Here is a 12488-nt window from a genome sequence, read left to right as displayed (position 1 = left end):
ATAGCGCGCGTCAGGCGGTCAGCTTCGGCAGCACGTCCCGCCCGAAGGTCTCGATGAACTCGTCCTGGTTCCGGCCCACGTTGTGGATGTAGATCCGGTTGAACCCGGCGTCGACGTACTTCTGCAGCGCCGCCCGGTGCACGTCCGGATCGGACGAGACGACCATGCGCCCCTCGAAGTCCTCGCGCCGCACCAGTTTCGCCATCTGCGCGAAGTCGAACGGCGAGCGGATGTCGGCCTTCGGGAACTTCATGCCGCCGTTGGGCCACTGGTCGAGCGCGTTGGCCCACGCCGTCTCGTCGTCCTCGGCCCACGACAGGTGCACCTGCAGCAGCTTCGGCATCGAGTCCGGGTCCTTGCCGGCCTTCCGCGCGCCGGTGCCGAAGTTGTCGAGGATCCCCGCCAGCTTCTCGATCGACGCGCCCGGCGTGATCAGCCCGTCCGCGAGCTCACCGGTCTTGCGTGAGGTGTACGGGCCCGCCGACGCGATGTAGATCGGCGGCGGCTCGTCCGGCAGCGTCCACAGCCGGGTGGTGTGCAGCTTGAAGAACTCGCCGCTGTGCTTGACGTCCTTGCCGGTGAACAGCTTCCGGATGACTTCGAGCGCCTCGAACATCCGCCGTACGCGCTCGGGCGCTTCGGGCCAGTAACCGCCGATGATGTGCTCGTTGAGCGCTTCACCGGAGCCGATGCCGAGCCACGTCCGGCCGGGGTAGGTCGCCTCCAGCGTCGCCGCGGCCTGCGCGACCATCGACGGGTGCAGCCGGAACGACGGGCAGGTCACGCCCGGCCCGAGGTCACCGGTGGTGTTCTCCGCCAGGGACGCGAGCACGCTCCACACGAAGGACGCTTCACCCTGTTGAGGGACCCACGGCTGGAAGTGGTCGGCGGCCATCTGGCCGGAGAATCCGTGCTGTTCGGCCAGTGCCGCCAGCCGGATCGACTCGCGCGGCGAGAACTGCTCCAGTGCCGCGGCCAAGCCGATTTGAACCTCAGTCACGCCTGCTGCCCCTTTCGAAAGCTTTCGGCGACCTTCGCGAACTGGTCGAGTCGTTCCAGTGTCGCCGCTTCGGGCTCGGTCGGCAGGAAGAGCGTCGCCTCGTCGACGCCGCCCTCGGCCAGCCTGCCCAGCGTGTCCTCCTCCGGAGTGGCGCCGAAAGCAGAGAACGTGAGGTCGCTACGGCCCTGGTCCGCCAGCCACTGACGCGCCCGGCGAAGCTCCTCCGGCGGGGTGTGGGCGTGCGGCAGCCAGCCGTCGCCGTACTTGGCGATCCGCTCCATCGCCTTCTGCCCGGCGCCGCCGATGTAGATCGGCGGATGCGGTTTCTGCACCGGCTTCGGCCACGCGAAGATCGGGTCGAAGTCGACGTGCTCGCCGTGGAATTCGGCCTCGTCCTTCGTCCAGATCTCCTTCAGCGCGGCGAGTTGCTCGTCGACGAGCGCGCCGCGGGTGCGCGGATCGGTGCCGTGATTGCGCATTTCCTCCCGGTTCCACCCGACGCCGACCCCGAAGACGAACCGGCCTCGCGAGACCAGGTCCAGCGAAGCGACCTCTTTCGCCGTGTGGATGACGTCGCGCTGCTGCAGCAACGCGACGCCCGTCCCCAGCTTCAGGTTCGACGTTGCCCCAGCCGCCGCGGTCAGCGCGACGAACGGGTCCAGGGTCCGGTAGTAGATCCGCGGCAGCTCGCCACCGCCCGGGTACGGCGTTTCCCGGCTGACCGGGATATGCGAATGCTCCGCGATGTGGAGCGAGCTGAACCCGCGCTCTTCGGCGGCTGCGGCAAGGACGTCCGGCCTGATGCCTTCATCGGTGACGAAGGTGGCGATTCCGATCTCCATGTCCAGCAACTACCCGAACACGGCCCGCGATATTCCCGCCGCTACACGTTACGCCGGTACTGCCCGCCCACCTCGAAGAACGCCTCGGTGATCTGGCCGAGCGAGCACACCCGCGCCGCGTCCATCAGGACACCGAACAGGTTGCCGCCCCTGGTCGCGGCCTCGCGCAGGGTCTTGAGCGCGACCTGAGCTTCGGCGTGGTGACGGCGCTGGAAGTCCTCGAGCCGCTCCAGCTGCGAACGCTTCTCGTCCTCGGTCGCCCGCGCGAGTTCGACCTCGACGTCGTCCTCGCCGCCGTTCGGGTTGCGGAAGGTGTTGACGCCGATGATCGGCAGCGTGCCGTCGTGCTTCTGGCGTTCGTAGAGGATCGACTCGTCCTGGATCTTGCCGCGCTGGTAGCCGGTCTCCATCGCGCCAAGGACACCGCCGCGCTCGGAGATCCGGTCGAACTCCAGCAGCACGGCCTCTTCGACCAGATCGGTCAGCTCGTCGATGATGAACGAGCCCTGCAACGGGTTCTCGTTCTTCGACAGGCCCCATTCCTTGTTGATGATCATCTGGATCGCCATCGCGCGCCGCACCGAGCTCTCCGACGGCGTGGTGATCGCCTCGTCGAAAGCGTTGGTGTGCAAGGAGTTCGCGTTGTCGTACAGCGCGCACAGCGCCTGCAGCGTGGTCCGGATGTCGTTGAAGCTCATCTCCTGCGCGTGCAGCGACCGGCCGGAGGTCTGCACGTGGTACTTGAGCTTCTGCGAGCGCTCGTTGGCGCCGTAGCGTTCCCGCATCGCGACCGCCCAGATCCGGCGCGCGACCCGGCCCAGCACCGAGTATTCGGCGTCCATGCCATTGGAGAAGAAGAACGACAGGTTCGGCGCGAAGTCGTCGATGTCCATCCCGCGCGCGAGGTAGCTCTCGACGTAGGTGAAGCCGTTCGACAGGGTGAACGCCAGCTGCGAGATCGGGTTCGCCCCGGCCTCGGCGATGTGGTAGCCGGAGATCGACACCGAGTAGAAGTTCCGGACGCCGTGCTCGATGAACCATTCCTGGATGTCGGCCATCATGCGCAGGCTGAACTCGGTGGAGAAGATGCAGGTGTTCTGCCCCTGGTCCTCCTTGAGGATGTCCGCCTGCACGGTGCCGCGGACGTTGCGCAGCGCCCATTCGCGCAGTTCGGCGGCCTCGGCTTCGGACGGCTCGCGGCCGTGCTCGGCCTTGAACGCCGCCATCCGCTGGTCGATCGCGGTGTTGAGGAAGAACGCGAGGATCGTCGGCGCCGGCCCGTTGATCGTCATCGACACCGAGGTGTTCGGCGAAGTCAGATCGAAGCCGTCGTAGAGCACCTCCATGTCCTCCAGCGTCGCGATGGAGACGCCCGAGGTGCCGACCTTGCCGTAGATGTCGGGGCGGGTGTGCGGGTCGTGCCCGTACAGCGTCACGGAGTCGAAAGCGGTCGAAAGGCGCTTCGCCTCGGAGTCGGCCGAAAGGAGCTTGAACCGCTTGTTGGTGCGGAACGGGTCGCCCTCGCCCGCGAACATCCGCGCCGGGTCCTCGCCCTCGCGCTTGAACGGGAAAACGCCTGCGGTGTAAGGGAAGTAGCCGGGAAGGTGCTCGCGGCGCAGGAACGACAGCAGCTCGCCGGACTCGGTGTAGCGCGGCAGCGCCACCCGCGGGATCCGGTTGCCGGAGAGTGTGTCGCGCCAGAGCTGGGTGTGCAGTTCCTTGTCGCGGATCTTCACGACCAGCTCGTCGGCACGGTAGGACTCGGCCAGTTCCTGGAAGCGGGCCAGCAGATTCGCCGACTCACCGTCCACATCGGACTCGGCCGCGGCGAGCAGGCCGTCGAGCGCGTCGGTGCTCGCGTCGACGGCGGCCAGCGCCTCCTTGGCGGCGGCGAGGTGCTCGCGTTTGCGCAGCGCGGCGACCTGCTGCTCGGTCTTGGCGTGGTAACCGCGGACGGTCTCCGAGATCTCCGCGAGGTAGCGCGTCCGGTTGGCCGGGATGATCGTGCTGGCGTCGGTGGACACCTTGCCCTCGACCTTCGGGAGCACGCCTGCCGAGACGGTCAGGCCGCGTTCGGCCAGGGTGTCGCGCAGGTGCTGGTAGAGCGCGGTGACGCCGTCGTCGTTGAACTTCGCGGCGCTGGTGCCGTAGACCGGCATATCCTCAGGCGAGGAGCTGAACGCCTCGCGGTTGCGCACGAGCTGGCGCGCGACATCCCGGCGGGCGTCTTCGGCGCCGCGGCGCTCGAACTTGTTGATCGCCACCGCGTCGGCGAAGTCGAGCATGTCGATCTTCTCCAGCTGCGAAGCCGCGCCGAACTCCGGCGTCATGACGTACAGCGACTGGTCCACGTAGTCGACGATGCCGGCGTCGCCCTGGCCGATACCGGGCGTCTCGACGATCACCAGGTCGAACCCGGCGGCCTTGCAGGCGAGGATGGACTCGGAGAGTCCGGTGGGGATCTCGCCGCTGGTGGTCCGGGTGGCGAGTGAACGGAAGTAGACCGGGCTGCCATCGAGGCAGTTCATCCGGATGCGGTCCCCGAGCAGCGCTCCCCCGCCCTTGCGGCGCGACGGGTCGACGGCGAGCACGGCGATGCGGAGCTTGTCCTCCTGGTCCAGCCTGAACCGGCGGATCAGCTCGTCGGTGAGCGACGACTTGCCGGAACCACCCGTCCCGGTGATGCCCAAGACCGGCACCGTCCGCGTCTTGGCGGCTTCGGTGATCTTGTCGAGCGCGTCCTGCGGCAGCGCCTCGCGCTGCAGCTGCGTGATGACCCGGGACAGCGCCGGGATGTCACCCGAAAGCAGTTTGTCCAGCGACCCGGGCGACTGCGCGGACAGGTCCGTGTCGCAGGCCTTGATCATCAGATTGATCATGCCCGGGAGGCCCATCTCGTAGCCGTCCTCCGGCGAGAAGATCCGCGCGACACCCCGCGAGTGCAGCAGGTCGATCTCCTCGCGGACGATGACCCCACCGCCGCCGCCGAACACCTTGACATGCCCCGCGCCGCGCTCGTTGAGCAGCTCGACCAGGTAGCTGAAGTACTCGACGTGCCCGCCCTGGTAGGCGCTGATGGCCACGCCCTGGACGTCCTCGGCGATGGCCGCGGTGGCGACCTCGTCGACCGACCGGTTGTGCCCGAGGTGCACGACCTCCGCGCCCTGCGACTGCAGGATGCGCCGCATGATGTTGATGGACGCGTCGTGCCCGTCGAAGAGACTCGACGCCGTCACGAAACGAACGGGGTTCACGGGCCGGTGCAGGTCGCTGCTCATCCCTCCAAAATACTTGGACTTCCTACTGTTTTAAACCCATCCACTTGCGTGATGGCGCTCTCACTCATCCTTGACAGATCGACGCGCACCAGTATATTCAACTTGCAGGTTAAACAACCGATTGATTGAGCAGCGATGACCACTGATCAGCTCAGCGCCACGTTCGCCGCACTGGCGGACCCCACCCGGCGGGCGATCCTCGCCCGGCTGGCCACCGGCGAGGCCAGCGTCAACGAGCTGGCCGAACCCTTTCCGGTCAGCCTCCAAGCCATCTCCAAACATCTCAAGGTCCTCGAACGCGCGGGCTTGATCAGCCGGAGCCGGACCGCGCAATGGCGGCCCTGCCGGCTGGAGGCCGCCCCGCTCGGCGACGTCTCCGAATGGGTCGAGCGGTACCGGCGCTTCTGGGAAGGCGGTTTCGACCGCATGGAAGAGCACCTGGCGGAACTGAGGAAAGGCGAACGAAATGACTGAAACCGTCACCCTGCCGGAAGTCGTCTCGGCGGGCGAATGGCAGATCGCCAGGGACGCGTTGCTGGCCAAGGAAAAGGAGCTCACCCGCGCCGCGGACGCGATCGCCGCCGAACGGCGACGGCTGCCGATGGTGCGCTTCGACAGCACCTACGGGTTCGACGGGCCCCAGGGCCGCGTCACCCTCCTCGACCTGTTCGAGGGACGGCGTCAGTTGATCGTCTACCACTTCATGCTCGCCCCCGGGCAGAAGGCGGGCTGCCCCGGCTGCTCGATGCTCGTGGACAACATCGGCCACCTGGCCCACCTGCACGCCCGCGACACCACGCTGTACGTCGTCGCGCCGGCGACACTGCCCGAAATCGAGCGGTACAAGGAGCGGATGGGCTGGACCGTCCCGTGGGTCTCGACCGTCGACGGCTTCAACCCGGACTGCGGTATCGACGGCGGGTTCGGCGTCAGCGTCTTCCTGCGCGACGGCGACGAGGTGTTCCGGACGTACTTCACCACCGGTCGCGGCGGGGACCAGCTGGTGGGGACGCTGCGCTACCTGGACCTGACCCCGTTCGGGCGGCAGGAGGCCTGGGAGGAGTCCGGCCGCGGGACCGACGGCCCCGGGTACTGGTGGAAGCGGCACGACGAGTACTGAGCAAAAACTTTTCGCGGAGCATGTCGAGAACCCCGCGCCCGCTCCGACCCCTCGGTGTCCGGCGCCCGGAAGGCGGGCGCCACACCGGAGGGATCAAGCCATGCGCAAGCTCGTCTACGCCGTCCACACCTCGCTCGACGGCCGCATCGAGGGCCCGAACGGCGAGTTCGACTGGGCCGAGATGGGCCCGGAGCTGTCCGCCCACTCGCAGGAGCTCACCGACCGAGCCGACACTCTCCTCTACGGACGGCGGGTCTGGGACATGATGTCGTCCTACTGGCCGCAGGCGGAAGAGATCTCCGACCACCCGCACGATCTCGAGTACGCCCCGATCTGGCGCGAGACGCCGAAGATCGTGTTCTCCCGGACGCTGGACGAGGCCGGCTGGAACACCGAAGTGATCGGCGGTGACCTCACCGAGCGGGTCACCGAACTCAAGCGCAGGCCCGGCAAGGATCTGCTGCTGATGGGCGGGGCCGAGCTGGCCACCGCGCTCGCCGACCACGGCCTGATCGACGAGTTCCACGTCGTCGTGCACCCGGTGGTGCTCGGCGGCGGCAAGCAGGTGTTCGGCGGCGGAGTGCGCACGGACCTGCGGCTGACCGGCACCCGGACGATGGACGGGCGCGCGGTTCTGCTGACCTACGAAGCCAAGTGAGGTGAGGTGAAGCCCTGGGCGGCAGCCCCTACGCTGCCGCCGTCAGGTTCACCTCGCGTTGCTCGCGCGCAAGGCGATCCACTGCCGCATCGCGTACTCGACCAGCGTGATCAGCGTCTGCTTCGTCGACTCCCGCTCCCTGGCGTCGCAGCGGACGATCGGGATGTTGGGGTCGATCGACAGCGCCTCACGCACGTCGTTGATGTCGTGCTCGAGGATGCCGTCGAAGGTGTTCACCCCGACGATATAGGGCAGGCCCCGGTCCTCGAAGAAGTCGATCGGCGCGAACGAGTCGGCCAGCCGCCGCGTGTCGGCCAGCACCACGGCGCCGATCGCGCCGCGGACGAGGTCGTCCCACATGAACCAGAACCGCTGCTGCCCGGGCGTGCCGAACAGGTAGAGGATCAGGTCCGCGTCCAGGGAGACCCGGCCGAAGTCCATCGCGACCGTGGTGGTCGATTTGTTGGGCGTCTGGTCGAGGTTGTCGATCCCCCGACTGGCGTCCGTCATCATCGCCTCGGTGGTGAGCGGGACGATCTCCGACACCGAACCGACGAAGGTCGTCTTACCCGCACCGAAGCCACCCGCCACGACGATCTTCGCGGATGTCATGGTCGGGGGCGCGGTTTCCCGCGGTGCCTTAAAGCCGACGGAGTCCACTCAAAACCCTTTCCATCAACACCAGATGTGCCTCGGCGCCGTCATTGCCCGAAATCGTCTTGTGCACGCTGACCAGTCCCGCGTCCGCCGCGTCGCTGATCAGCACGCGCGCCACACCCAGCGGCACGCGCAGGGTCGCCGCGATCTCGGCGACCGAACGCGGGGTGCGGCACTCCTCGATGATCGAAACGCATTCGATCTGGTCCGCGGCGATCGCGGGGAGGCTACCCGAGTCGACGTGGTCCTTGGTGGAGATGAGGGTCTCCAGCTCGAGAGCGTAGTTCGCCTTGGTCCGGCCCCCGGTGAGGGCATAGGGACGGACGATCGCCGTCTCTTCGAGCGGCGACGGCGATTGCTCGAAGACGGCGGGCATGATGAACTCGCCGCTGGGCGGGCCCGGGTCGAAAAGACCACCTGGTCTCGGCCCGACGGCACCTGCGCCGCTGTCGGGTGGAGAAGCAAGTGAGGTCACGCGGTCTCCTTGATCGGTCGGCTGCGGGACTGCCGATTCCCCGGTGGCGGGTGTTCCGCCCGCCCGGGAATCCTGAGGGTGCTTGTTCTTCTTGCGCTTCCGACGACCACGTCCCGAATCCAGGGTGAAGCCGTTCAGGACGTCGGCGAAGGTGCCGTCGTCCCGTGAACCGGCAGCATTGGCAGCCCCCGCGTGCGGGGGCTGGTGTTCACCCGTCCCCGGCGGTTCGCCGAAGGATCCGGACCCGGTGCTCATCGGGACATCATCCCACCGGTTCGCCGATCAGCGACCCACCGGCGCCCTGCAATTGCGCGCGAAGTTCCGGGGTGAGGATCTGGCCGACACGATCGACGAGCATCGTCATCTCGTAGGCGACCTGCCCGATGTCGCAGTTCGGGGCGGCGAGGATGGCCAGGCAGGAGCCGTCGCTGATGGACATCAGCACCATGATGCCGAGTTCCATCTCGACGACGGTCTCGTTGACCGCGCCCGCCTCGAAGCACCGCGCGGCGCCCTGGGTCAGGCTGACCAGGCCGGACGCGACGGCGGCCAGCTGGTCGGCGCGGTCCAGCGGGAGCCTGCTGGACGCGGTGAGCAGGAGGCCGTCCGCCGACACCACCACGGCGTGCGCCACTCCGGGTACGCGCTCGGCGAAGTCGTTCACCAGCCACCCGAACTGGTTCTGCTGGGGCTGGGCCGGGTTCGGCGAGGTCATTCACCCTCCAGGGTTTCGTGGTTGGCTTCGGTCGCCTGGGCTGTGTGGTGCCGTCCGCGCTGGATGCCCTGCTGGAAACTGCTCAGGCGACCGCGCACGTCGTGCGCGTCTCGCTGTGGTCGGGGGGTGACCGCCCCGGCGGGCGGTCCCGCGCTGCCCGGGAGCAACTGCTCCCCGCGACGGCGCCTGGGTAATCCTGCCGAAGTCATCCGCGAGGGCACGGACTGGGACACCGCTTGGGCGGCTTTCCAGCCTTCGTCGGAGCCGAAGTTCCAGGCGTCCGTCCGCTCAGTGGCGGCGACCGGTTCCGGTTCCGGGCTCGCTGCCTGCGGTTTCCTGCTCGGCAGCGCGGCGGGCGGGGTCGCCGGACGCTCGGCCGTCTCCGGCGCCTTCGCGGCCTCGGGTGCCTGCGACGGCTCGGGTGCCTTCGCGGGCTCGGGCTTCGTGTCCGGCTTGGCGGTCGCCGCGTCAGCGGCCGGCGTGACCTTGTCCGCCGCTTCCTTGCGTCCCCGCTTGACGCCCTGCTGGAAGCTGCTCAGCCTGCCGCGCACGTTCGCCGGGTCGCGGACCGGCAGCTCCGATTTGGCGGCGGGTTCGGCGGCCGGGACCGATGACGCCGCACTGCCCGGTAGGAGCTGCTCGCCCTTGCGGCGACGCGGCAACCCGGCATCGGTGAACGTCGACGGGGCGTTCCGGGAGATCTCCTGCACCGTGCGGAAAGCCTTGTCGCTGGCGAAGTCCCAGGTGCGGGCCTCCTGCTCGGCGGTGGGAGCGGGCTCGGCCGTCTTCTTCTCTTCGGGGTCCTTCGTCCCCGGCTTCTCCTTCTTGGCCGCTGGTTCGGCCGCGGGCTTTTCCGGAGCGGGGACGGGCGAACGGAACCACGCCGACAGCATCTCGTCGAAGATCGGCGTCGTCTCCGATTTGGGCGCTGCGGTGGGCGGCGGTGCGGTGGCCGGGGCAGGCGGCGTGGTCGCCTGGTTCCACCATTCGCTCAGCGTGGTGTTGTTCTTGGCCTCGAACAGTTCCTTGCCGCTGGGCAGATCGCCTTCCTGCTGGGCGGGCTTCTCCGTTTCCTTGGCGACCGGCTCGGGCTCGGGAGCGGGTTCCGGTTCGGGACGGCGGGGTTCGGGCGCCGGCGGCGGTGTCGTCTCATCCCTGGGGATCGGGCTGAACAGCGCCGTTCCCGAAATCTCCAGATCGGACGGCGGCCGCGAATCCTGGGGGCCGTGCCCGTTGACCCCGGATTTGGTGTGGCCCGCCAGGTCGTTCGCCGACGGCCACCGCTCCCCGCCTTGCGTGGGCACGCTCGGCATCGCCGGGCGCGAACCGTTCGTGGGCCGCTGGCGGCGGGGCAGGCCGCCCGGCTGCTGCGGCGGCAGCGGCGCGAGGCGCTGGGTGATCGGGCCGGTGGCGGGGCCGGGGTCACCCCCAGGCGGGGCCATCACGAGGTCCGCCGGGACCGAAACGGTGGCGCGCACGCCGACGATGTCCTTGCCGCCGTGCAGCGACACACCGATGCGGTGCCTGCTGGCCAGCCGTCCGACCACGAACAGGCCCATCCGGCGCGAAGTGGTGAGGTCGACGTTCGGTGCCTCCGAGAGCCGGGCGTTGGCCTCGGCGACCTCGGCCTCGTTCATGCCGATGCCCTTGTCGAGGATGTCGATGCCGAACGAGCCGTCTTCGACGAGCCTGGTCGCGACCGTCACCTGGGTTTCCGGGGCGGAGAACGCCGTGGCGTTGTCCAGGAGTTCGGCGATCAGGCGCATCAGATCGTTGGCCGCGTACCCGACCAGCCGCACCGGTGGCGGGTTCTGCACGGTGACCCGCTGGTACTGCTCGATCTCGGACACCGCCGCGCGCACCACGTCGGTGGCGGAGACCGGCTGCCCCGAGCGCCTGCCCGGCTCGGCGCCGGAGAGGACCATCAGGTTCTCGTTGTTGCGGCGCATGCGGGTGGCGAGGTGGTCCAGCTGGAACAGGGTGGCGAGCTGGTCGGCGTCCTCTTCGTCGCGCTCCAGCCGCTCGATCAGCTGCAGCTGCCGCTGCACGAGGCTCTGGCTGCGGCGGGACAGGTTGACGAACACGTTGCTGTAGCCGGTCCGCATCGAGGCCTGCTCGGTGGCCAGGCGCAGCGCCTGGTGGTGCACCTTGTCGAAGGCCCTGGCGACCTCGCCGATCTCGTCGTCGCCGCCGACCGGGACCGGCCGCACGTCGGTGCCCTGCGAGCGCCCCTCCTGGATGTTGCGGACCGCGTCGGGCAGCTGCTTCTCGGCGACGTCGAGTGCGCTGGCGCGCAACACCTTCAGCGAGCGCAGCAGCTGGCGCGTGATGAGGAAGACGACGGCGACGGCGAGCACCATCGCGCCGAACAGCAGGACCGCGAGCAGGCCCGCGCCGCTGCTGGCGTCGTCGACCAGTTCGGCCGACACCGCGCTCGTCTCGGCACCGAATTTGTTCGCGACCTCGCCGACCTTGCCGATCACCGCGGTGGAGGCGTCGGTCCAGCCCTGCGCGGACAACGAGCGGAAGGCTTGCGCGGACGGGGTTCCCTGTTCGCCGAGGGCGGTTTTCGCGAGCCTGTCACGGTTTTCCATCGCCTGGTCGGTGACGGTGGCGCTGAACTCCTGGCGCTGCTGTTCCGAAGCGGCGGCGCGGAAGTCGGTGAGGCGGTCGGCCAGCCGGAGTTCGGCGGTGCGCACCTGGTCGAGCTCGCTCGGCGCGAGACTCGACCGGGCGATGCCGAAGGAGACCAGAGCCTGGCTCAGCGACAGCTGTTCCTTCATCATGGCCAGGTCGTGCAACGCCGTGGGGGTGCCACCGAGGACATCCTGGCCGGCACCGGCCGCGAGCGCGGTGTCGAGGGCGAGCAGCGCGGTGGTGACGTCGGTGTACTCCCCGATCGCCTGGACGGGATCGAGCTGCCCGGAGGAGGCCCGCTGCCGGATGTCGGGCAGCCGGTCGAGCTGGGCGGCAGCCGCTTCCCGCGCCTGACGGAGCGACGGCTCGTTCTCCACCGCCCGGGTGGCGGCGGCGCCGTAAAGCGGGATGGCGGTGTCGACGTCGGCACGGGCCGAGGCGAGTTCGAGGGTCCCGCCGACGGTGCCGGCGGTCAGCCCCGCGGCGGACTGGGTGCGTTCGCGGCCGAGGCCGTCGGCGAGGGTGCGGATATGCCCGCTCAGCGCGACGAGGCGGTCCAGCCGCTGGTAGCCGTCGGACCGGCCGACCTGGCCTGCGATGGTGGCGATGCCCAGTGCGAGCGCGATGAGGATCGGCACCAGCGTCACGGCCGACAGCTTCACCGGCAGGCTCCAGTCCCGCCAGCGCACGAGCGTGCGCCAGCCGGTGGCCCACCGAGATGGCCGGGGAGTGCGTCCCAGCAGCTCCCCGACAGGCACTTGGCCTTCTCCTGCAACGGTCACGTAGGTGACTCCCTGTCCGGCGTCCTGGCACGGTCTGAGGCGCCCGTTCCCGCGAGGTACCTGCCTGCGGCGAACTCGGCCCCGGTCTGACCGCGTGATCGATCGCGACGTGAGGGACCCCGTCGGGCGATCCGGGTGTCCCGAGTGTCCCTGGGTACACCGGTCCGCCTCGGGAGTTCTTGCACCTGCACGTGCAGGTCGCAACCTGCGAAGTGCATGGTCGTCGAGATCAACTTGTCTTTGCCAATCGATCACTGCGGGTCAGCCGGGCCAAAGAATCGTACACCAATCCGGGTGCCGTCAATTCCGTTCAGTACACGGGGG

10 protein-coding genes are annotated in these 12488 nt (G+C 68.8%); 3 read left to right on the top strand and 7 right to left on the bottom strand.

Annotated features, from left to right (window positions below; all coding sequences use genetic code 11):
• Positions 1–10: 10 nt before the first annotated feature.
• Genes ACFVM3_RS15485 through icmF form a run of 3 tightly spaced genes read right to left on the bottom strand, consistent with a single transcriptional unit; the run spans position 11 to position 5120 of the window.
• On the bottom strand, positions 11–1000 hold the full coding sequence (locus ACFVM3_RS15485; RefSeq protein ID WP_007033688.1) for a TIGR03557 family F420-dependent LLM class oxidoreductase: 990 nt from the start codon (positions 998–1000) through the stop codon (positions 11–13).
• Positions 997–1842 (bottom strand): LLM class F420-dependent oxidoreductase, encoded by an 846-nt coding sequence (locus tag ACFVM3_RS15480; RefSeq protein ID WP_378439143.1) that lies wholly within the window; start codon positions 1840–1842, stop codon positions 997–999. The genes ACFVM3_RS15485 and ACFVM3_RS15480 overlap by 4 nt, the downstream gene beginning before the upstream one ends.
• A gap of 41 nt (positions 1843–1883) precedes the next feature.
• Positions 1884–5120, bottom strand: coding sequence for a fused isobutyryl-CoA mutase/GTPase IcmF (icmF, locus tag ACFVM3_RS15475; RefSeq protein ID WP_378439141.1), 3237 nt, complete (start codon positions 5118–5120; stop codon positions 1884–1886).
• A gap of 135 nt (positions 5121–5255) precedes the next feature.
• Here icmF and ACFVM3_RS15470 point away from each other — a divergent pair, with 135 nt between their 5' ends.
• From ACFVM3_RS15470 to ACFVM3_RS15460, 3 genes are all read left to right on the top strand, one after another.
• Positions 5256–5594: a helix-turn-helix transcriptional regulator gene (locus ACFVM3_RS15470; protein ID WP_125675475.1), complete on the top strand. Its 339-nt coding sequence runs from the start codon at positions 5256–5258 to the stop codon at positions 5592–5594.
• On the top strand, positions 5587–6240 hold the full coding sequence (locus tag ACFVM3_RS15465) for a DUF899 domain-containing protein (RefSeq protein WP_378439138.1): 654 nt from the start codon (positions 5587–5589) through the stop codon (positions 6238–6240). The genes ACFVM3_RS15470 and ACFVM3_RS15465 overlap by 8 nt, the downstream gene beginning before the upstream one ends.
• A gap of 100 nt (positions 6241–6340) precedes the next feature.
• Entirely contained in the window at positions 6341–6898 is a 558-nt protein-coding gene (locus tag ACFVM3_RS15460) for a dihydrofolate reductase family protein (RefSeq protein WP_378439136.1), read from the top strand.
• A gap of 48 nt (positions 6899–6946) precedes the next feature.
• Here ACFVM3_RS15460 and ACFVM3_RS15455 read toward each other — a convergent pair whose 3' ends face one another.
• The 4 genes from ACFVM3_RS15455 to ACFVM3_RS15440 are packed head-to-tail and all read right to left on the bottom strand — an operon-like array spanning position 6947 to position 12140.
• Positions 6947–7510 (bottom strand): ATP/GTP-binding protein, encoded by a 564-nt coding sequence (locus ACFVM3_RS15455; protein ID WP_007033694.1) that lies wholly within the window; start codon positions 7508–7510, stop codon positions 6947–6949.
• Between the two features lie 28 nt (positions 7511–7538).
• On the bottom strand, positions 7539–8285 hold the full coding sequence (locus tag ACFVM3_RS15450) for a DUF742 domain-containing protein (RefSeq protein ID WP_378439135.1): 747 nt from the start codon (positions 8283–8285) through the stop codon (positions 7539–7541).
• 7 nt (positions 8286–8292) lie between these two features.
• Complete coding sequence (locus ACFVM3_RS15445) at positions 8293–8745, bottom strand: roadblock/LC7 domain-containing protein (RefSeq protein ID WP_005166055.1); 453 nt, start codon at positions 8743–8745, stop codon at positions 8293–8295.
• Positions 8742–12140, bottom strand: coding sequence for a nitrate- and nitrite sensing domain-containing protein (locus ACFVM3_RS15440; protein ID WP_378439133.1), 3399 nt, complete (start codon positions 12138–12140; stop codon positions 8742–8744). Before ACFVM3_RS15440 ends, ACFVM3_RS15445 begins: the two co-directional genes overlap by 4 nt.
• Positions 12141–12488: the final 348 nt, after the last annotated feature.

The sequence above is a fragment of the Amycolatopsis sp. NPDC057786 genome (assembly GCF_042797905.1).
GTDB lineage: Bacteria > Actinomycetota > Actinomycetes > Mycobacteriales > Pseudonocardiaceae > Amycolatopsis.
The sequence above is the reverse complement of the archived record's forward strand: the minus strand, read 5'-3'. Positions and strand labels throughout refer to the sequence as shown.